This is a genomic window from Sphingopyxis sp. OPL5, from assembly GCF_003797775.2.
Taxonomy (GTDB): Bacteria; Pseudomonadota; Alphaproteobacteria; order Sphingomonadales; family Sphingomonadaceae; genus Sphingopyxis.
This window is the reverse complement of record NZ_CP060725.1, coordinates 4135559-4155363: the sequence shown is the minus strand read 5'-3', so window position 1 is coordinate 4155363 and position 19805 is coordinate 4135559. Positions and strand designations below refer to the sequence as shown.

At 66.2% G+C, this 19805-nt stretch carries 19 protein-coding genes; 8 read left to right on the top strand and 11 right to left on the bottom strand.

Annotated elements, in window-relative coordinates:
• Nucleotides 1–85: 85 nt before the first annotated feature.
• The 7 genes from EEB18_RS19985 to EEB18_RS19955 form a co-directional block, all read right to left on the bottom strand.
• Nucleotides 86–1420: an amidohydrolase family protein gene (locus tag EEB18_RS19985; protein ID WP_187139940.1), complete on the bottom strand. Its 1335-nt coding sequence runs from the start codon at nucleotides 1418–1420 to the stop codon at nucleotides 86–88.
• Complete coding sequence (locus tag EEB18_RS19980; protein ID WP_187139941.1) at nucleotides 1417–2382, bottom strand: CoA transferase; 966 nt, start codon at nucleotides 2380–2382, stop codon at nucleotides 1417–1419. Before EEB18_RS19980 ends, EEB18_RS19985 begins: the two co-directional genes overlap by 4 nt.
• Entirely contained in the window at nucleotides 2379–3383 is a 1005-nt protein-coding gene (locus tag EEB18_RS19975) for an enoyl-CoA hydratase/isomerase family protein (protein ID WP_187139942.1), read from the bottom strand. Before EEB18_RS19975 ends, EEB18_RS19980 begins: the two co-directional genes overlap by 4 nt.
• A gap of 9 nt (nucleotides 3384–3392) precedes the next feature.
• Nucleotides 3393–4898, bottom strand: coding sequence for a class I adenylate-forming enzyme family protein (locus EEB18_RS19970; protein WP_187139943.1), 1506 nt, complete (start codon nucleotides 4896–4898; stop codon nucleotides 3393–3395).
• A 5-nt stretch (nucleotides 4899–4903) separates the two neighbouring features.
• Nucleotides 4904–5212 carry a hypothetical protein gene (locus EEB18_RS19965; protein WP_187139944.1) on the bottom strand — a complete coding sequence of 103 codons (309 nt, stop codon included), beginning with the start codon at nucleotides 5210–5212 and terminating at the stop codon, nucleotides 4904–4906.
• Between the two features lie 130 nt (nucleotides 5213–5342).
• Entirely contained in the window at nucleotides 5343–5681 is a 339-nt protein-coding gene (locus tag EEB18_RS19960; RefSeq protein WP_187139945.1) for a YnfA family protein, read from the bottom strand.
• Entirely contained in the window at nucleotides 5678–6091 is a 414-nt protein-coding gene (locus EEB18_RS19955) for a MerR family transcriptional regulator (RefSeq protein ID WP_056347484.1), read from the bottom strand. The genes EEB18_RS19960 and EEB18_RS19955 overlap by 4 nt, the downstream gene beginning before the upstream one ends.
• A 69-nt stretch (nucleotides 6092–6160) precedes the next feature.
• Between EEB18_RS19955 and EEB18_RS19950 the strand changes: the two genes are divergently transcribed.
• Nucleotides 6161–6796: a cation transporter gene (locus EEB18_RS19950; RefSeq protein WP_187139946.1), complete on the top strand. Its 636-nt coding sequence runs from the start codon at nucleotides 6161–6163 to the stop codon at nucleotides 6794–6796.
• 12 nt (nucleotides 6797–6808) lie between these two features.
• Nucleotides 6809–7726: a cation diffusion facilitator family transporter gene (locus EEB18_RS19945; protein ID WP_187139947.1), complete on the top strand. Its 918-nt coding sequence runs from the start codon at nucleotides 6809–6811 to the stop codon at nucleotides 7724–7726.
• Here EEB18_RS19945 and EEB18_RS19940 read toward each other — a convergent pair.
• Both EEB18_RS19940 and EEB18_RS19935 read right to left on the bottom strand, forming a co-directional pair.
• Nucleotides 7723–9435: a sulfatase-like hydrolase/transferase gene (locus tag EEB18_RS19940; RefSeq protein ID WP_187139948.1), complete on the bottom strand. Its 1713-nt coding sequence runs from the start codon at nucleotides 9433–9435 to the stop codon at nucleotides 7723–7725. The two genes, EEB18_RS19945 and EEB18_RS19940, sit on opposite strands and share 4 nt — an antisense overlap.
• Before the next feature lie 59 nt (nucleotides 9436–9494).
• Nucleotides 9495–11759 (bottom strand): TonB-dependent receptor, encoded by a 2265-nt coding sequence (locus EEB18_RS19935; protein WP_187139949.1) that lies wholly within the window; start codon nucleotides 11757–11759, stop codon nucleotides 9495–9497.
• A gap of 347 nt (nucleotides 11760–12106) precedes the next feature.
• On the opposite strand from EEB18_RS19935, the gene leuC reads away from it, so the two are divergent.
• On the top strand, nucleotides 12107–13528 hold the full coding sequence (gene leuC, locus EEB18_RS19930; RefSeq protein ID WP_187139950.1) for a 3-isopropylmalate dehydratase large subunit: 1422 nt from the start codon (nucleotides 12107–12109) through the stop codon (nucleotides 13526–13528).
• Here leuC and leuD read toward each other — a convergent pair.
• Nucleotides 13525–14106 (bottom strand): 3-isopropylmalate dehydratase small subunit, encoded by a 582-nt coding sequence (gene leuD, locus EEB18_RS19925; protein ID WP_187139951.1) that lies wholly within the window; start codon nucleotides 14104–14106, stop codon nucleotides 13525–13527. The genes leuC and leuD overlap by 4 nt on opposite strands.
• A 175-nt stretch (nucleotides 14107–14281) precedes the next feature.
• On the opposite strand from leuD, the gene EEB18_RS19920 reads away from it, so the two are divergent.
• Together EEB18_RS19920 and EEB18_RS19915 are read left to right on the top strand one after the other, a co-directional pair.
• On the top strand, nucleotides 14282–14788 hold the full coding sequence (locus tag EEB18_RS19920; RefSeq protein ID WP_056347472.1) for a MarR family winged helix-turn-helix transcriptional regulator: 507 nt from the start codon (nucleotides 14282–14284) through the stop codon (nucleotides 14786–14788).
• 71 nt (nucleotides 14789–14859) lie between these two features.
• Nucleotides 14860–15435, top strand: coding sequence for an NADPH-dependent FMN reductase (locus EEB18_RS19915; protein WP_187139952.1), 576 nt, complete (start codon nucleotides 14860–14862; stop codon nucleotides 15433–15435).
• On the opposite strand, the gene EEB18_RS19910 is transcribed toward EEB18_RS19915, so the two are convergent.
• Nucleotides 15432–15890: a MarR family winged helix-turn-helix transcriptional regulator gene (locus tag EEB18_RS19910; RefSeq protein ID WP_187139953.1), complete on the bottom strand. Its 459-nt coding sequence runs from the start codon at nucleotides 15888–15890 to the stop codon at nucleotides 15432–15434. The genes EEB18_RS19915 and EEB18_RS19910 overlap by 4 nt on opposite strands.
• Before the next feature lie 152 nt (nucleotides 15891–16042).
• Here EEB18_RS19910 and EEB18_RS19905 point away from each other — a divergent pair, with 152 nt between their 5' ends.
• Genes EEB18_RS19905 through EEB18_RS19895 form a run of 3 tightly spaced genes read left to right on the top strand, consistent with a single transcriptional unit; the run spans nucleotide 16043 to nucleotide 19805 of the window.
• On the top strand, nucleotides 16043–17677 hold the full coding sequence (locus tag EEB18_RS19905) for a long-chain-fatty-acid--CoA ligase (protein WP_187139954.1): 1635 nt from the start codon (nucleotides 16043–16045) through the stop codon (nucleotides 17675–17677).
• Between the two features lie 27 nt (nucleotides 17678–17704).
• Entirely contained in the window at nucleotides 17705–18832 is a 1128-nt protein-coding gene (locus EEB18_RS19900) for an alpha/beta hydrolase (protein WP_187139955.1), read from the top strand.
• Between the two features lies 1 nt (nucleotide 18833).
• Nucleotides 18834–19805 (top strand): phosphotransferase family protein, encoded by a 972-nt coding sequence (locus EEB18_RS19895; RefSeq protein WP_187139956.1) that lies wholly within the window; start codon nucleotides 18834–18836, stop codon nucleotides 19803–19805.

Sequence of the window (19805 nt, the reverse complement as noted above, 5' to 3'; positions counted from 1 at the left end):
CGAAACAATCCAGGGCGGTTTACGCCTACTCTGGATTGCCGCGTCGCTTCGCTCCTCGCAATGACGATCCAGACAGAGGTCGGTTTCACTGCTGCCAGACGATCTCGCCGCCGATCATGGTCAAACTAACAGTCCCCAACGCGCCCATATCCTGGGGCCAGTCATACAATATCAGGTCCGCTGGAGCCCCGATCGCAAGCGCGCCCTGATACAGCGCCAAAGCCTCCGCCCGCCCGACGGCTTCGCTCTCCCCGATGATGTCGCCCCCGCGCGTCCGCCGATTGGTCGCCGCCCGCAAAGCCACCCAAGGATTGGCATCGCCATAAGGCGCGTCCGAACCCCCAAGCACTCGCACCCCGCCGCGCGTCAGCGAACCCAGCCTATAGAGATCGCCAAGATCGTCCGCCTCCATCTGTGACAGATAGCGATCGCCGCGGTCGTGAATGAAATTCGGCTGCGTCACCACCGTCAATCCTGCCGCCGCGATATCGCCGATCAGGCTGTCGGCGATCACCCCGCCATGCTCGATCCGGTCGCCGGGCTTCGCCCCCCCCGCAACAGCCAGTGCTTCCAGATAGAAGACCAGTTCGCCCAGCGTCACGCAATGCGCCGCGACGTTGCGCCCCAGCACGCGTGCCGCCGCAATCCGCCGCGCGACGGCCTCGACCGGCGGCAGGTCGTTCTCGTCGAGCAGCAGCTTCACCGGGCCGAGTGCATAGCCTTCACCGGCAGGCAGGTCCTCGCTCCCCATCATCACCAGCCGCTGCGGCATCGCCCCCGCGAGCAGCGCGGCCTCCGCCGGACCATTCAACGCGCCCGCGTCGGTCACGCCCGTCACGCCCCACTCGGCCAGCTTCATACCCAACGCCGCAAGCGACGGCGGTGCCCCGCCGATCCGCCCGCGCAGCCAGCCATCGCCGCGCCAGATCCGTCCGTTCGCTCGCCCATCAGCATCGCGCTCGACGCAATCGGGGAAGGGCGGTTCGCCGAGCTTCGCGACGCCCGCGCTGTTCAGCAGCCAATAGCCCCCCGTCCGATCCTGCACCCGCAACGGATGATCGGGCAGCCAGGCGTCGAGCAAGACCCGGTCGGGCAACCCCGCCACCCGCTCGTCATAGCCGATCGCGCGCACCCAGGTTCCGGGTGCCCCGGGGCGGGCGCGCAGCTTGGCGACCACCGCCCCGACCGTTCGGCAATCGGCGAGATCGACCGACTCCATCCGCGCCGCGGTCGCCAGCAAGTGCAGATGATGATCGTGCAGGCCCGACCCCAAAGTCAACCCCTTGGCGTCGATCTCGGGCCCATGGCCATCCACCGCCGCGCCGAGGGCCGCGATGCATCCATCCCGAACGGCGACAGCGCACGGCTTCCCATCGGCGGCGCGCGCATTGCGGATAATCAGGTCGAACCGCTCGCTCATGCCATCGCCTTGGCGAAAGTCGCGGCGGTGCGGGCGAGCGAAACATCGAGCAACCCGCACTCATCCGCCGCCAACGCCTCCAGCGCCAGCGTCGCCGCGGTCAGCCCGGTCAACGGATCGGCCAGCGCGTCGCCGATGAACCGCGGCCGGCCATCCTCCCACCGCACCAGCCCGCCCGCCGCCGCGCAATCGTCGCCGAAACCGACCCGCATCGCGGCATCGCCCGACCAGCCATGCGCGGTGATCGCGATCCACAACAGGTCGGGATTGATCGCAAACAGCCGCGCCTCATCGAGTCCCAGTCGCGCCAGCGCGTGCGGCCGCGCCGAGGTGATCAGAACGCGCGCTTCGCCGATCATCGCCAGCAGGTCCGGGCCGTCGAGAGCCATGACCAGATGTCGCTTGCCGCCGTTCAGCCTTTTGTCGAGGTGCGGCGTATGCAGCCGGGTCGGGTCGGGGCGTTCGGCGGCTTCGACCTTGACCACCGCATAGCCCGCCTCGGCGAGCAGCGCCCCGCAATAGGGACCCGCCCACAGCGCCGACAGGTCGACGATGATGCCGTCGCTCGGCTTGCCGGACCCGAGGTCGGACATCGCCAGCGGCTCCGCTTCGCCCACCCGCGCCACCGGCATATGCAGGTCGGTGGCCCCGGTAACCACCACCCCCGCTGCGCGCTCCGCCGCAAAGCCCGTGATCGCGTCCCACGGCTCGTCCTCAAACCTTGCTCCCGTCCATGCCGGAACCAGTTCGCGGTCCTCGTCGCGCGCCAGCGTTACTGCGATCCACCCATCGCGACACGGCACCAGCCGGCAATGGCGGTTCGGCGACCACTCGCCCGGCTCCGCGAGCGTCAGATCGTCGTGCCGCGACAATGCCCGGTGCGGATCGAAGGCGATCCGTTTGCCCGACGCTGCCACCAGCCGGTCGCCCGCCGCCGCCACGGCGTCGAGCAACGCGGTCACGAACGGTCCTCGATTGCGGTCACGAGCCCCCAGTCGAGAGCCATCCTGGCGCCGACCCGCTTGCCCGACAGCAGCATCCACAGCGTCCGATGCCGCCCGATCGCGCGCGCGACGGTCGCGGTCCCGCCTGCGCCGGGAATCAGCCCCATGCCGATTTCGGGCAGCTGAAACCACGCGTCGGGCGCCGCGATGCGGTGATGCGCCGCCGCCGCGACTTCGATCCCCGACCCGACACAGGCGCCGTGCAGCCGCGCCGTCCCCCGATCGCCCAGCGCATCGAGCGCGCGCGCGCAGCTGTGCAATGTCCGCACCAGATGCGCCTCCGCCAGGTCGCGCGCACTGCCGAATTCGGACAGGCCGCCGCCGGTCGAGAAGCATTTGCCCGCGCCCCGCAGCAGCACATCGGGCGCGCTCGGGTCGTCGAGTGCGTTGGCCAGCGCCTCGTACAATGCGTCGCGCATCGCGGCGGTCATCGCATTATGGTTGGCGGGGTCGTTCAGCGTCAGAGTCAGCCGGTCGCCGTCGCGCTCAATCATCACCGGTTCGGCGGGCGTCGGCGGACCGTCGTCGATGAGCGCGGTTTCGCGCCAGGCGGCGAATTCCGCCCCGCCGAGCAACGCCGAATAGGCAAGGGATTCGGCCGTCAGCGCATCGCCCAGCGGCATTCTCGCCGTGAGCCGCAACAACTGTGCCGCGATCGTTGCCGCCAACGGATTGCTACGCACCGCGCTTGCCAGCCGTTCGACCTGGCCCTCGACATCGCGCCCGTCGAGCGACACCCACGGCCGCGGCGCGTCGTTCGTCAAAGTCAGCAACAGGTCGAAATCGTCGACCACGACGGCAGGCAACGCGCCCTCGCGATCGACGCCGATCACCACCGCCTGGATCGGTGCCTTCGGCCGCGACCACCGCGCCGCATCGACCACCAACACCGGCTCGCCGCCCGGCGCCGACAGACGGTCGGCCCCAAGATGATCGGCGTGATAATCGGGTGCGGTCATCGCGCCGTCCTACCCGGCGCAAACCTCTTCGGCCAGTTCGGCCTTGAGGATTCGGCGCAGCAGCTTTCCGGTCTCGTTATAGGGCAGCTCATCGCGCACAAACCATTGTTCGGGGGTCTTGGTCGAACGCAGCTTGGCGCGGATCGTTGCCGCCATCGCAGCGGTGTCGGGCGCGCCCGATCGCGACACGATCACCGCCACCACCTTCTCGCCCCATTGAACGCATGGAATGCCGAGCACCGCGCAGTCGGCGATATCGTCGAACCCGCGCAGCACATCCTCGATCTCGCCCGGCGAGATATTCTCGCCGCCGCGCACGATCACGTCGTCGAGCCGCCCCTCGACGAACAGATAGCCGCCCTCGTCGAGCCAGCCGGCGTCGTTGGTCGCGAACCAGCCGTCGTCGGCGATCGACTTTTTGTGCAGATATTCGCCCGACACCTGCTCGCCGCGGACATGGATTTCGCCATGCTCGCCCACGTCGCAGCAAGTTCCGTCGTCGCGCCGGATTTCAAGCTCGAGGCTCGGCAGCGGCTGGCCGACCGAGGCGATGCGCCGGCGCACCGCCGGATCGTCCGAGGCGAAGGCCGCGCGATGATCCTCGGCGCCGAGCAAGGCGATCGTTGAGCTGGTTTCGGTCAGCCCATAGGCGTTGACAAAGGCGACATGCGGCAAGGCTGAGAGCGCCCGCGCGATCACCGGCTCGGGCATCTTGCCACCGCCATAGGAAAGCGCGCGTAGCGTCGGAAGCGTCTCGGCCGTCGCCGCCATCACATCGAGAATGCGATTGAGCATCGTCGGCACCACCATCGCATGCGTGATGCCCTCCGCCGCCACCGTCGTTACCCAATCCTCGGCGGTAAAGGCGGGCAGATAGACGATCCGTCGCCCACCATAGGCTGCGGTCAAAATTGCCGAAATGCCCGCGATATGGTAAGATGGCACGCTGACCAGCGCCGCCTCATCCTCATCGGCGCCGAGAAACTCGACGGTCGACATCACATAGGAGGTCAGATTGCCATGGCGCAGCACCGCGGCCTTCGGATCGCCGGTCGTGCCGCTGGTGAACAGCAGCACCGCGATATCATTCTCGGCCTCGTCCAGCATCACGGGTTCGGGTACGTCGCCGCGTAAAAACTCGGCCTCGAAATCGCTTCGCGCGATCAGCTCAACCCCCTCGACCGGCGCGATCCTGGCCAACATATCGTCGTCGGCGATCAGCATCGCGGGCGCGGTGCGCGCGACCAGCTTGTTCAAATCGCCATCGGCGAGGCGGTAGTTGAGCGGCACGAACGGCGTCCCCGCCATCCCGCTCGCGAACAGCAGCACGGGCAAAGCGTCGCCGTTCATGCCGAGGAACGCGGTGTTCGCCTTGCCCTTGTCGGCCAGCCACGCGGCAACCCGGCTCGCCCGCGCGCGATAGGCGGCGAAATCGAGCCCGCCGTCGCGCCCGCCGACCGCCAGGCGGTCGCAGCATGCATCGGCGGCAATGTCGAGGAGCAGCGGCGTGCGCATATCTGTCAGTCCGAGGCGGGAAGCGGCTTCGCGCCCTTGATCGACATCGCGACACCATTGAACGCCAGCGATCCCTTGCCCGCCTTGGCGCCAAGCACTTCGATCCCGCTCGCCTCATCGGTGTAGCGCTTGCCGATCATCACGCCCTCGGCGAAATCGGCGCTGACATCGCCGCTTGGCGCGCTCGCATCGTCGATCGGCAGCACCGGAACGCCGCCACACTGCAGTTCGCCCGCCGCGCTCGGCGGCCGCACGACCACCAGTTGCGCGTCGCACACCGCGCTTTTCCAGCGCGAACCCGGCTTCAAATCCATGCCATTCGTCCTTTCCCGTGACCGGCGACCTTCGGCCGTCTGTCCTCTTTCCCCCGCCAATATGTCAATCGCGATAGAAAGTAAACGTAGTTATATAACTCAAAATGACGCTTCGCTCCGCCCATCGGCTCTAGCTGCGCCCCGGACCCCACAGGATCAGCGCCGCGCCGCCGAGGCAGATGAGGCCGCCGAGCAAATCCCACCGGTCGGGCGACACCCCTTCGACCAGTCTGAGCCAGACGAGCGAGGCGATGATATAGATGCCGCCATAGGCCGCGAACGCGCGCCCCGCCGCCTCGGCCTCGACCCGGGTCAGCGCATAAGCGAAAAAGGCGAGGGCGATCGCGCCCGGCGCCAGCCACCAGGACGGCTTGTCCAGCCGCAACACCGCCCACACCGCAAAGCAGCCGCCGATCTCGCCCAGCGCCGCCAGCACATACCAGCCGATCGTCGCCAGCGGCGCGCTCATGCGTGCGTGGCTTCGCACAGCTGATGATCGCCCAGCGCCTCGATCACCCGGCAATCGCCGGCCAGTCCGCCGCGGCACCGCCCGACGATCCGCGCCAATTCGTCGCGCAGCGTAGCGAGCTGTGCGATCTTCGCCTCGACCTGCTCCAGATGGCCGGTGGCGATGCGGTCGGCTTCCGAACAGTCGCGCTCGGGATGGTCCGACAGGTCGAGCAGCGAGCGGATTTCCTCGATCGTGAACCCCAGCTCGCGCGAATGGCGCACGAACGCCAGCCGCGAGCGGTGCTTGTCGCCATAGCTGCGATAATTGGCCGCGGTGCGGTCGGGCTCGGGAAGCAGGCCGATCCGCTCATAATAGCGGATCGTCTCGATATTGGCGCCGGTGGTGCGCGCGAGTTCGCCGATTTTCATGCCTTGACCCTGTAGTTGCTACAGGGTGCATAGTCGATGTCGACTCGAAATCCCAAGGAGATTCGGCAGATGGCCGACCAATGCTGTGCCGGCAAAAGCGGCACGACCGCGCTCAATGATCCCAAGTGGCGGCGCGTGTTGTGGATCGCGCTGCTGATCAACGCCGCGATGTTCGCGGTCGAGATCGTCGCGGGCGTCGCGGCGGACTCGCGCGCGCTTCAGGCCGACGCGCTCGATTTCCTTGGCGATGCCGCCAACTATGCGATCAGCCTCGGCGTCGCCGGCATGGCGCTCGCCTGGCGCGCCCGCGCCGCGCTGTTCAAGGCCGCGACGATGCTGCTCTTCGGGCTCGGCGTACTCGGCGCGACGGTCTGGGGTTTCGTCAGCGGCACGACGCCGCACGCCGAAACCATGGGCCTCGTCGGTGGCGCGGCGCTCGTCGCCAATGTCGTCGTCGCGCTGATGCTCTATCGTTATCGCACCGGCGACGCGAACATGCGCTCGGTGTGGATATGCTCGCGCAACGACGCGATCGGCAACCTCGCGGTGCTCGCCGCCGCGCTCGGGGTGTTCGGCACCGGCCGCGGCTGGCCCGACCTCGCGGTCGCCGCGATCATGGCGAGTCTTGCGATCTGGGGCAGCCTTGAAGTCTTCCGCCAGGCGCGCGGCGAATTGCGGCAGGCCGCCGCGCTGGCGGCATCCTGACGGAGAAGCGATATGGGCGCAGGGCATGATCATGGCGAGGCGGGGCACGCGCACAATCACGGCGCGGGTGCCAATGCGCGCAGCCTGTCGATCGCGCTCGGGCTGACCTCGATCTTCCTCGTCGCCGAACTGGTCGGTGCTTGGCTGTTCAACAGCCTCGCCTTGCTGTCCGACGCCGCGCATATGTTCACCGACGCGGCGGCGCTGGCGATCGCGCTCGCCGCGATCCGCATCGGCCAGCGTCCCGCCGACAAGCGACGCACCTATGGCTATCGCCGCTTTGAAATCCTCGCCGCGGCCTTCAATGCGGTGCTGTTGTTTCTCGTCGCGGGCTTCGTCCTTTATGAAGGCGTTCAGCGTTTCTTCGCGCCGCCCGAGGTCCAGTCGCTCGGCATGCTGCTGGTCGCGAGCGCCGGGCTGCTCGTCAACCTCTTCGCGATGCGTATCCTCGCGGGCGGCAAGGATGACAGCCTCAACGTCAAAGGCGCCTATCTTGAGGTGTGGGCCGACATGCTGGGGTCGGTCGGCGTGATCGGCGCGGCGTTGCTGATCTGGGGGACCGGATGGAACTGGGTCGATCCCGTCGTAGCGATCGCGATCGGTCTGTGGGTGCTGCCGCGGACGTGGATATTGCTCCGCGACACGACGCATATCCTGTTGCAGGGCGTACCGCGCGGCATTGATCTCGACGCGGTGCGCGCGGCGATGCGCGCGCAGCCGGGGGTCGCCGACGTGCACGACCTTCACATCTGGTCGGTCGCGGGCGACGATGCGAGCCTGACGGCACATGTCGTCGTTTCCGATGGCGGCGATGTGGACGTGGTCCGCGTCGCGTTGGCCGCGATGCTGGAGGCGCGGTTCGAAATCCATCACGCCACGATCCAGCCCGAAACCGCGCCTTGCGCCGATGCGGCGTCGCTGCACGACTAGCCGGGCTGGTTGTACAACTCGGTCGGCCCCGGATATTCGCGGCCGTCGTCGAGCCCGACGCCGATCTCGCGGTCCGCGAGCGCGTTCACCATCGCGTTGAGCCGCATCACCTCCTTGCGGTGCTTCGGATCATTGGCGAGGTTGACCATTTCCCTGGGGTCGGCGTGGGTGTCGTAGAGCTCGAGGTCGTTGCGGGCATTGAGCGTCTTCCAGTCCTTCGGCTGGTGGTGGTGCGCCGGCGCGAAATAGCGCGCGAATTTCCAGCGCCCGTCATGGACGCCGCGGTGCAGGCGGCGTTTCTCGAGGTCATAGATCTTGCTGTAATCGGCGACCTGTTCGCCCGGCGGACGCGGGCCGACGACCTTGGTCGAATTGGGTTCCCACATATGCGCGACCGCATAGTTGAAGAAATGCCCGCGCTTGTCGCGCTCCGTCGGGACGGCCGGCGACGACAGCAGTCCTGACACGTCGACCCCCGGCAGGTTCGGGAAGCGGTTCTTCCCTTCGTCCGCCGACAGCCCGGCGATCGTCATCAGCGTCGGCGCGATGTCGATCGCGCCCATCAGCCCTTTGGTGGTCTGTCCGCCCTTCACATCGGGATGCGCGATGATCATCGGAATGTTGGTTTCCTCGCGGTACATCGTGCCGGCCTTCTGGCGCAGCCCGTGCGCCCCGGCGCGCTCGCCATGGTCGCTGGTGTACAGGATGATCGTATTGTCGATCTGGCCGCTTTCCTTGAGCGCCCACAGCAATTGCCCCAGCCGCCGGTCGACGTCGCGCAGGCAATTGTAATAATAATTGTTGAAGCGGTGCCAGCTGTCGAGGTCGTCGAGCGGCATCGGCCCGTAGAAAAGATCGTTGAGCCGCTGGATGCCCTTATGCGCCTCGGGCTTGGTGGAAAGATCGTCCTTGTAGAAGCTCTCGGGCAGGTCGAACTTGTTGTCGACCTCATAGATCGGGTCGCCCGGCTCGCGGCGCAGCGGCGCGAGGATATCGGGATGGACGCGATGCTTTGCCTGCTCGCCGGTGGCGTCATAGAACATGATGTCGTGCGGGTTGATCAGTCCGACGACCATAAACCACGGCATCCCGCCCGCCTTGTCGCGGCGCACGAAATCGAAGATGCTGCGTGCCGCATCGCCCGCGACGAACATGTCGGCGCGATAGCCGTCCCAGGTCAGCCCCAGTTCCTCGCCGTCGAAGCCATAATCGTGGAAGCCGTATTTCTCCATCGCGCGCTCGGTGCTCGGATAGATGCCGCCCGGCACGCGGTTCCAGTTGCGCTCGAAATTCATCCGGCTGAGATGCCACTTGCCCTTGTAGCTCGTGTAGTAACCTGCCGCCTGCATCATATGGCCCAGCGTCGGCATATCCTCCGCCGCGACCGGGTTCGGCGCATTGTCACTGTTCAGGAACAGCCCGGTCTGCTGCGTGTGGTGGCCCTGGAAGATCGTCGAGCGCGACGGGGTGCAGGGGGTGGTGTGAACATGGTAGTTTTCGACCAGCATCCCGCGTTCCATCAACTCACGGTGATGGGGCAGTTTTTCGAGCAGCCCGGCAGGGTAGCTCGCGACGCTCTGTTCCTGATCGGTGACGATCATCAGCACGTTGAGCTTCTTGCCGTTCTTCGCATAGGTCGGCAGCGCCAGCCCCGCCGCGAGCGCGCCCATGCCGCCGACGAAGGTTCGCCGATTCACATCCCAGCCCATGTCTCTCTCCCGATCGTTGCCGGCCCGCGGCGCGCCTCACGCACCGCGGGCGCAGGATTTTAGAACTTCACCGCAAAGTCGACCCCGAACTCGCGCGGCGCCTGATAGAATTGGCTGATCGGCGTTGCGCCCGCATTGGTCGCGCCCGACATCACCTTCTTGTCGGTCAGGTTGGTGCCATAAAGCGTGACCTTCCACCGCTCGTCATCGCCGGCGACCGCGATGCTCGCATTCACCAGCACCACCTCGTTGCGGTAATAGCCCGGATTGTTGCTGCGGCCCCAGGTATTGAAGCGCGCCGAATAGCGCGCGTCGCTGTGCAGCTTCACCTCGCCGAACGAGGTCGGGATCGCATAGTCGAGCGACAGGCTGCCGCTCCACTTGGGCGCATTGGCGAGGTCCAACCCCGACGAATCGACCGGGACCGCGAAGGTGCCGTTGGGAACGCCGTTGAGCAGGACCGGCACCGCCGGCCCGCACTGGCCCGGCTCTGGCGCGCCGTTGGTGAACACGCCGTTGGTGTCCGCGCAGAAGTCGGTGTAGCGCGCATGCAGATAGGCCACATTGGCGCCGATCGAGAAGCCGGTTGCAGGGCGCAGCACGCTTTCGACCTCGAAGCCATAAATCTTCGCTGCGGCGATATTTGTCGTGACATTCTCGGCGCGGACCGATCCCATCTTGGTTACCGAACTTTGCAGGTCGCGGTAATTGTTGAGGAAGCCCGCGACGTTCAGGCGCAGCAGCCGGTCGAACAGGTCGGTCTTGGCGCCAAGCTCGAATGCGGTAACCCGCTCGGGATCATAGGGGCCGACATTCTCGGGGATGGTGCCGCGCGAATTATAGCCGCCGGCCTTATAGCCCTGCGAATAATTGGCGTAGACCATGACGTCGGGGGTGACTTCATAATTCACCGTCAGGCGCGGCGTGAACTCGGCCCACGAGGCCTCGAGGCTGCTCGCGAAGGACGAGATTCGGTTACCGTTGACGAACGCCTGCGATGCGATGTCGTACTTCTTGCGATCATGACTGTACCTGCCGCCGATCGACAGTGTCAGCCCGTCGGCGGGATGCGCATTGACGAGCGCGAAAGCCGCATAGCTCTCGGTATCCTGGTGGAGCTGCGCCAGCGTCGTGGTCGTCGGGTTGGCGAGCACGGTGTTGAACTGACGCCATTTATCCGCCTGATAATAGAGGCCGACGACGAAATCGACCGGCTCGCCGGCGGGCGAGACATAGCGCAGTTCGGCGCTCTTCGATTCGCCCGAGAAATCGCGCGTGACGTCGAGCTGCGGGGCGGGGGTGATCAGGCCGTCGAAGTCGCCGCGCGTGACATAGGTCAGGTGGCGATAGCCGAGCACCGAACTGATCGTGCCCCAACCCACATCGAGGTTCGAATTCCACGACCCGCCATAGCTTTCGGTCTTGGCATAGGGATCGAAAAGAACGGCCGCCTTATAGACGTCGGTCTTCACCGCGTCGGGCAGCAGGTCCCAATTGGGATCGCCATTGTCGAGCACATGCGGCGCCGGGCCGATCGTCTTCTGCTTCAGCCAATCGACGATCAGCGTCGAATCGAACGCGCCGCCCTGATCATATTCGAGCGCGCCGCGCACCGACTTCACATTGGCGCCGTTCAGGCGGTTGCCGGTGATCACGTTGCGCGCATAGCCATTATAGTCGCGGAAATTGACCGCGATCTTGGCCGCCAGCGCGTCGTTCGCGAAGCGGCCAGAGTTGATCTTGCCGCGGAACTGCTTGAGCCCGTAGGAGCCGAGCGAGACGCGCGCTTCGCCGCCGAAATCGTCGGTCGGGCGCGCGCTGATGACGTTGATCGTGCCGGCAAGGTTGTTCTTGCCGAACAGAACCCCCTGCGGGCCTTTCAGGATCTCGATCCGCTCGACGTCGAACAGGTCGAGCATCGTGCTCGACACGAAGGGTATATAGACGCCGTCGATGATCGTGCTGACCTTGGGGTCGGCGTTCGGATCGGGGTCGGCGGTGCTCATGCCGCGGATCGAGATCATCGGCACGTTGGCGACCAAGCCCTGCGTCTGCAGCACGACATTGGGCGCGAGGCCGTTGAGGCTGGTGATGTTGGTGCTGCCACTCGCCTCGACCATCTCGCTGTTGAAGGCGGAGATGGCGATCGGCACGTCCTGCACGCTTTCGGAACGGCGCTGCGCGGTGACGAGGATTTCGCCATAGGTGTCGTCGGCGGTCGTGCCTTCGTCGGTCGCGGCCTGGGCGGCCATATCCTGAGCGTGCGCCGGCGCGGCTGAAAGCGCGATTGCGGCGGTCGAAAGCAATAGCAAAGCGGTCTTCATGTCGTCCTCCCGTTCGCCGGCGCGCGGAATCCGTTTCCGCACGCATAATCGCGTTCGGAAGTGCGGCGCACGCATCCGGCTCGTCTGTCCAAGGAACGGGTGTGTCGGCTTGTGCCGTGTTGTCGCCGGTCGGGATTATCCATCCTCGGTTCGTACCGTCGGTTCTATCCTCGTTCCCGAGGCTCTCATATCATGCCGAAATAATACTTCAACTACTAAGTATTGCATGATTGTGAAAATCGAGATTGGCGGAAAAGCGCTTGATACGAGCCGCGAACATGCCATATAAGTTAGATATCTAAGTATTATGGCGCGCCCCGAAGTCGTGCCGGCGGGGGTGATGCGGCATGACCAATCCGGCGCGAGCGCGCACATTATATGACAAGATATGGGACGCGCATGTCGTGGCGCAGGACGATGGCGAATCGATCCTCTACATCGACCTGCACCTGCTTCATGAGGTGACCTCGCCGCAGGCCTTCGCGGCGCTTGCGGCCTCGGGCCGCATCGTGCGCAGGCCTGAACGCGCGCTGGCCCTCTCCGATCACAATGTTCCGACCGAAGGGCAGGCGGCCGGGGCATCGGGGGTCGCCGACGAAGCGGCGCGCGCGCAGCTCTTGGCGCTGGAGGTCAACGCCGACCGTGCGGGCGTCGAGCGTTTTGCAATGGGCGATCCGCGCAACGGCATCGTCCATGTCGTCGGACCCGAACAGGGGCGGTCGCAACCGGGGATGACGATTGTCTGCGGCGACAGTCACACCTCGACCCACGGCGCCTTCGGCGCGCTCGCCTTCGGCATCGGCACCAGCGAGGTCGAACATGTGCTCGCGACCCAGACGATCCGCCAACGCAAGTCGCGGAGCATGCGGATCACGGTCGATGGCGCGCTTCCGGCCGATGTTTCGGCCAAGGACCTGGCGCTGCACCTGCTCCGTACCGTCGGCGTCGATGGTGCCACCGGCCATGTCGTCGAATATGCCGGCGCGGCCATCCGCGCGCTGTCGATGGAGGCGCGCATGACCTTGTGCAACCTCTGCATCGAAATGGGTGCGCGTGCCGGCCTGGTTGCCCCCGACGAGACGAGCTTTGCTTATCTTGCCGGGCGTCCGGCGGCGCCGACCGGGGACGCATGGGGCAGGGCGGTCGCCCGCTGGCGGGGCCTCACCAGCGATGCCGATGCGACCTTCGATCGCGAACTGCGCATCGACGCCGCCGCCGTTCGCCCGATGGTCAGTTGGGGCACCAATCCGTCGCAGGTCGTCGGCATCGGCGAGCTTGTGCCCGATCCGTCCGAACTGCCCGACCTCGATGCGCGCGCGACGGCTGAACGGGCGCTCGCCTATATGGACCTGACGCCCGGCCGGCCGATCGCGGGCCAGCGGCTCGACCGGATTTTCATCGGCAGTTGCACCAACAGCCGGATCGAGGATCTGCGCGTTGCGGCGGCCATCGCTCGCGGCCGGCACGTCGCGCCGCATATCCGCGCGATGGTCGTGCCGGGCTCGGGGCTCGTCAAGCGGCAGGCCGAGGCCGAGGGGCTCGACCGCGTGTTCCGCGCCGCAGGCTTCGAATGGCGCGAACCCGGCTGTTCGCTGTGCGTCGGCATGAACCCCGACCGCCTCGCTCCCGGCGAACGCTGTGCCGCGACCTCGAACCGCAATTTCGAGAACCGCCAGGGGCGCGGCGGGCGCACCCATCTGATGAGCCCGGCGCTCGCGGCGGCAAGTGCGATAGCGGGCGCGATCGCGTCGCCCGATATGCTGGGCTAGGTGGCCTCGAACTGCGTGATCGCCGCTTCGTGCCGCAGCGTCCGTCCGATGTCGTCGAGTCCTTCCATCAGCACCCGCCGGTCGTCGGCATCGATCACGAACGCCACGACCTCGCCCGACGCGAGCCGGATTTCCTGTGCCGTCAGGTCCACCTCGATCGGCGCATATTGCGACAGCGCCACCTCGGCGCACAGCCGCGCGCAGATCGCTTCGGGCAGGCGGACCAGCAACAACCCGTTCTTGCGGGCATTGCTTGCGAAAATGTCGCCGAAGCTCGGCGCGATCACGCAGCGGATGCCGAAATCGTCGAGCGCCCACACCGCATGTTCGCGCGACGACCCGCAGCCGAAATTGCGGTCGGCGATCAGGACCTCCGCACGGCGACAGGTCGGGTTGTTGAGGATGAAATCGGGGCGTTCGCTGCCGTCGGGCGCGAAACGCAGTTCCTCGAACAGATGCGCGCCGAGCCCGTTCCGCGTCAGTGCCTTCATGAATCGCGCCGGAATGATCATGTCCGTATCGACATTGGCCAGCGGCAGCGGCGCCGCGACGCCGCGCACCCGGACGAATTGTTGCACGATCATCTCCGACCAAATAACTTAGTAGTCTAAGTAAATTGCTTTCGCCGCTTTGTCCAATCATATCGACGGTTTGAACCGGTGCGGCGACGATAGAGGTTGCCGCCCGATTCTTCGGCCTCTAAGAATCGGGACAGGCACAAGGCCGCGCGAGCGGCCACAGGGGAGCAGTGCATTGGCCAAAACCAACCAGAGCTTTCGGCATCCCGCCGAATTTTACACCGATCCCGAAAACAGCATCGGCTATCTCGCGCGCGTCGTCTTCCGATCCTTTTCGCGGTTGCTCGAACGCCGCACGCTGACCCATGATGTGTCCGCCGGCCAGTGGCGCTTCCTGCGCCAGTTGTGGCGCGAGGACGGCATCACCCAGCGCGAACTCAGCGAACGCGTCGGCATGCGCGAGCCGACGACGGTCGTCGCGCTCAAAGGTTTGGAAAAGGCGGGTTTCATCACCCGCAAGAAGACCGAAGACGACCGCCGCAAGACCTTCATCTTCCTCACCCCCCATGCGCGCAAACTCGAGCTGGTGCTCGCGCCGATGAACGCCGAGATCCACGAGATCGCGACGCGCGGGATGAGCGATGAGGAGGTCGAGGTGCTGCAGTCGCTGATGCGCCGCGTGATCGGCAACCTCGCCGACGAAACGCAAAAGCTGTCGGTGCTGTCGGACGTCAAGGCTTGATCCGGCCGCGCTAAGTTGCGATGCCCGCCGCGAATCGGTTAGTATTCTAACCAAATGCAGCGGGAGGCATTATGACCAGAATTGCGGTGATCGTCGGCAGCACGCGCGACGGATCGTTCAACCGGGCGCTTGGTGCGCTCGCGGCGGCGCGGCTGGCGGCGCATGGGGCCGACGTGACCGTCGTCGACCTCGCCGCGCTCGACCTGCCGATCTACACCGCCGCGCTCGAGGCGGATGCCTTTCCTGCCGACGCGCTGAAACTGAAAGACCTGCTGGCCGCGCAGGACGGGCTGCTCGTCGTGTCGCCCGAATATAATGGCTCGATCCCGGCGCTGCTAAAAAACGCGATCGACTGGGCGTCGCGTCCGACCAGCGACGAAGGACCCGTCGCGCTCACCGCCTTTCGCGGCAAGGCTGCGGCGATCATGGGCGCGTCGATCAGCCCGTTCGGCGGCATTCGCGGCCTCACGCATCTGCGCCAAATCCTCGGCACGATCCAGATGCTCGTGATTCCCGACCAGGTTCTGGTCCCGAACGCGCACGCCGCCTTCGACGAGGCCGGGCAGCTTCGGGAGCCGCTCCCCGCCTCGCTCGTCGACATGACCGCGGCGCGGCTGGTCGCGGTGGCGAAGGCGCTTGCGGCCTAGGCGCGCTTCTTCTTCGTCGGCGCCGTTGCCCGTTCGATATTGTCGCCCCAGTCGTCCTCGAGCGCCGCGAGCAGCGCGTCGAAGCGGTCCTGTCCCAGCACCTCGGCGATCTGGGCGGTCAGCGCGTCCATCGCGCGCTGTGCATCCCGGCGCATCCGCGCGCCGGTCTCGGTCAGCGACACGATCATGTGCCGTCGGTCGCCGGGATCGGTGTCGAGCTGGACCATGCCGAGCGCGACCATCTGGTTGATCGTGCTGTGAATCGCCTGCCGCGACACCCCCAGGTTGCGCGCGATGTCCGACGGGCGGACGACGCCGCTGACGATGTTGGTCATCACCATCGATTGCGGGCGGTTGACGTCTGGCCAGCCGCGGTCGTGCAGACGCGCCTGCAGCCCCTCGTCGAGCCAGCAGAAACGCTGGAACAGTGCGATGATCAATTGGTTGGTGCGCATAAGATGCTGCGGTCGGCCCCCTTTGCCTTTGGTCCGTGCTAGAAGAAGGGCAGGGGGCGCGCAAGGCAGCGCGGCGTTGCAAAGCCATAATACTTAGTATACTATCCTTTTAACAGGCGCCAGACGCCGTCGGCATGGGAGCGACACGAGCGATGATGGGATTGATGCAGGATGTGCCGCTGACGGTCGACCGCATCCTCGATCATGCCGCCAATTGGCATGGCGGGCGCGAAGTCGTGTCGCGCGATGCCGAGGGCCGCGTCGCCCGCTCGACCTATGCCGCGATCCACAAGGATGCGAAGCGCGTCTCGAATGCGCTCGCCGCCGAAGGAATCGTCGCGGGCGACCGCGTCGCGACGATGGGCTGGAACAGCGCGCGCCACCTCGCGGCCTGGTACGGTGCGGCGGGCATGGGCGCCGTCCTCCACACGCTCAATCCGCGGCTCTTCCTCGAACAGATCGCCTATATCGCGAACCATGCCGGCGACCGGCTGCTGATCGCCGACCCCGCGACCGCCGATCTGGTCGAAGAATTGCTGCCGCAGGTGCCGAGCATCGAGAAGGTGATCTTCTTCTGCGACGCTGCTTCTCTGCCGAAAACCAGCTTTCCCGCTATCGCCTTCGACGACTGGATCGCCGGTCAACCCGCCGACTATGCATGGGGCGGCTTTGACGAAAATGCCGCCTGCGGCCTCTGCTACACCAGCGGCACCACGGGCAATCCCAAGGGCGTGCTCTATTCGCACCGCTCGAACTATATCCACGCGCTGATGACGCTCCAGCGCGACGCGCTCGGCCTGTCGGCGCGCGATACGGTGCTGCTTGTCGTCCCGATGTACCACGCCAATGCCTGGGGCGTCGTCTATTCGGCGCCTGCGGTCGGCGCCAAGCTCGTGCTGCCGGGGCAGCGCATGGACGGCGAATCGATCTACAATCTGATCGAGCAGGAGGGCGTGACTTACTCGGCCGCGGTCCCGACAGTGTGGCAGATGCTGCTCCAGTATATGCAGGAGAACGGCAAACGCTTCACCACGCTCGAACGCGTCACCATCGGCGGTTCGGCGTGCCCCGAATCGATCATCCGCACCTTCCGCGACGATTATGGTGTCGACGTCATCCAGGGCTGGGGCATGACCGAGACCTCGCCGCTCGGCACCGTCTCGGTCCCCAATGCCGCGGTCGCCGCCAAGTCCGATGCCGAACAAATGGCCTATAAGCTCAAGCAGGGCCGCCTGCTCTGCGGGCTCGACATGAAGCTCGTCGACGATGCCGGAAATCGCCTGCCGCACGACGGCAAGACCCCCGGCCGGCTGATGATCAAGGGTCCGACGATCGCCGGCGCCTATTTTGGCGGCGAAGGCGGCGACGTGCTCGACGCCGAAGGTTTCTTCGACACCGGCGACGTCAGCACGATCGACCGCGAAGGCTATATGCAGATCACCGACCGCGCCAAGGATGTCGTCAAGTCGGGCGGCGAATGGATCAGCTCGATCGAGATCGAGAATATCGCGATGGGCCATGACGCGGTCGCCAACGCCGCGGTGGTCGGTGTGTCGCATCCGAAATGGGACGAACGCCCGATCCTGCTCTGTCAATTGAAGCTCGGCGCCAGCGCGACGGCCGCCGACCTGACCGCCTATCTCGACGGCAAGATCGCCAAATGGTGGATGCCCGACGACGTGATCTTCGTCGATGACATCCCGCTCGGCCCGACGGGCAAGATCGACAAGAAGGCGATCCGCGCCGGGCTGGAGGGCTATAAATTGCCCTTCGACGTCACCCGCTAGAACAACCCGAAAACAGGAGAGAGACTTATGGACCCCAATGGCATCGAGGGACTCGACGCGACATTCATCGGCCGCGCGCCGCCGACCGCGCCGCGCATCCAGGCCGGCGGCCACCCGTGCCAGGGCATCTATTGGACCGAGGCGGGCAAGCGCCCCAAGGTCGCGATCATCGCCACCCATTATAACGTCGATTTCTCCGAACATTATATCGCGCCATACTTTGCGCGGCAGGGCTTCGGCTTCCTCGGCTGGAACACCCGCTATCGCGGTTTCGAGGACCAGTTCCTGCTCGAACACGCGGTACTCGACATCGGCGTCGGCGTGCGGTGGCTGAAGGAAGAGGCCGGGGTCGAACAGGTCGTCATCCTCGGCAATTCGGGCGGCGGCTCGCTGATGGGCGCCTATCAGGCCGAAGCGATCGCCCCGACGCTCACCGATCGCCTGCCGTCGATCGGACAGGATGCGCTCGCGCAGCTCATCAAGGGCGATCTCTACATCAGCTTCAACGCGCACCAGGGCCGCCCCGAAGTCCTCACCGACTGGATGGATGCATCGGTCATCGACGAGAATGACCCGACCCTGACCGACCCCGAACTCGACCCGTTCAACCCCGACAATGGCCCGCCCTATTCGGACGCCTTCATCGCCAAATACCGCGCCGGTCAGCGCGCCCGCAACCAGCGCATCACCGACTGGGCGAAGGCCGAACTCGCGCGGCTCAACGCGGCGGGCATCCCCGACCGCATCTTCCCGCTGTTCCGCTGCTGGGGCGACATCCGCTGCGTCGATCCGGCGATCGACCCGTCGGAGCGCAAGCCCAACTGGTGCTATCGTGGCGACCCCGCGATCGCCAACCGCACGCCGAGCATCGGTCGTGCCAACACGCTCAAGACCTGGCTCAACATGTGGAGCCTCGAATCCTCGCCGTGCCAGGGCGAGCCGCATCTCGCGAAGCACGACACGCCCGCGCTGGTGGTACAGGGCCTCGCCGACACCGGCGTCTTCCCCAGCGACGCGCGCAAGATCTTCGACTTCCTCGGCTCGACCGACAAAAAGCTCGAACTGATCCCTGGCGCGCATTATTTCGAGGATTCGATCAAGGAACGGCAGGACGCCGCCGACCTCGTCGGCGCATGGATCCGGGAGAAGCTGTGACGTGACGGCGGACGCGGACATCATCGAAGCGCTGCGCGGCGCCGGGCTGGCGGGGGAGGGTGAGGTCGCCCTCCAGCCGCTGACCGGTGGCGTGTCGTGCGACGTATGGAAGGTCGACAGCCCGACCGGCCCGATCGTCGTCAAGCGTCCGCTGCCGCAACTCCGCGTCGCCGCTGAATGGCTCGCGCCCGTCGAGCGCGGGATCAGCGAGGTGCGCTGGCTGCGCCGCGCGCGCGGCGTCGATCCGCATATCGTGCCCGAAGTGCTCGCCGAACTGCCCGGCCACGCCTTTGCGATGCGCTTCCTCCCCGGCTGTCCGGTGTGGAAGGACGAGCTGATGGCGAGCCGCGTCGATGCCGATTTCGCGGCGCAGGTGGGGAAGGGGATCGCTGCGGTCCACGCCGCCACCGCGTACAACGACGGCGACCGCGCCGACTTCCCCAACGACGACATGTTTCGCGCGCTGCGCGTCGATCCCTTCCTGCTCTATGTTGCGCAGCATGACGCCGAACTCGCGCCGGCGCTCACGACGCTCGCCGCCGACCTGTCGGGCCGCAAGATCGCGCTCGTCCATGGCGACGTCAGCCCGAAGAATATCCTCGTCAGCGCCGACGGCCCCGTCTTCCTCGACGCCGAATGCGCGGTCTATGGCGACCCCGCCTTCGACCTCGCTTTCTGCGCTACGCACCTGCTGCTCAAGGCGGTGTGGTCGGGCGACGCGCGGCTGAGTGAAGCGGCGGCCGCGCTCGTCGCCGCCTATCGCGCGGGCATCGACTGGGAGGATGCGGACGATCTGCTGCTCCGTGCGGGCAAGCTCACCGCGGCGCTGCTCCTCGCGCGCGTCGAGGGCAAGTCGCCCGCCCCCTATCTCACCGACCCCGCTCACAAGCATATCGTGCGCGATCAGGCGCGTGCGCTGATCCGCGCGCCGCAACCGATCGACGCGCTCGTCGCCCACTGGAAAAGGACCTAG